Raw genomic sequence first — 624 nt, forward strand, 5'->3', positions numbered from 1 at the left:
ATGTGGGTGTGAACCATGGCTCGTTTATGTAAACCTGGATTCAAAGAACTCTCGTCTTTCAGTCGTGTGGGTGGCGCCCCTGTTCTGCGTACACTCTGGGATCGATTCGACTTCTCGCTCCTTTTGTCGCAATCGGGAATCTTTAAAGTTCGTGGCACCGCCACATGGATTCTCGCCTTTGTCTATGTCGTTGGTCTCATCAACCGTTGCTCATCTGTAAACGCTTTGGCCACGTTTTTCAATGCAGACGGCTTGCTCCAGCGCATGGCCGGCATTTCGAATGTTACACAATCGACCCTCAGCCGCTTTCTGACAGGATTTTCGCAATGGGATCTGTTTAACCAAAAACGCACAGCCCGTCTTCAAGAAGACGCGGATACAGCCCTCACAGAAGGAGATGTCCTCGCGCTTGACGATACCCATGCCCCGCATCCATACGCCAAGGGAATCCCCTTTCTCTATCGGCTCTACGACAGTTCAACCAAAGTCTACACATGGGCGATGAACATCGTGGCATTACACGCCGTTCGCAGGAATGGCGTTGAATATCCCTGGTCCTACGCCATCTGGACCAAGCCCGAAAACGAAGCGGACAAGAAACAGTCGAAGCTCGATCTGGCCGGG

1 protein-coding gene is annotated in these 624 nt (G+C 52.2%); it reads left to right on the forward strand.

Features of this window, described 5'->3' with window-relative positions; translation table 11 throughout:
• Nucleotides 1–15 precede the first annotated feature (15 nt).
• The coding region (locus ATW55_RS08790) for a hypothetical protein (RefSeq protein WP_201024962.1) at nucleotides 16–624 on the forward strand (609 nt) is incomplete at its 3' end.

The sequence above is a fragment of the Ferroacidibacillus organovorans genome (genome assembly GCF_001516615.1).
In the GTDB taxonomy this organism is placed as follows: domain Bacteria; phylum Bacillota; class Bacilli; order Alicyclobacillales; family SLC66; genus Ferroacidibacillus; species Ferroacidibacillus ferrooxidans_B.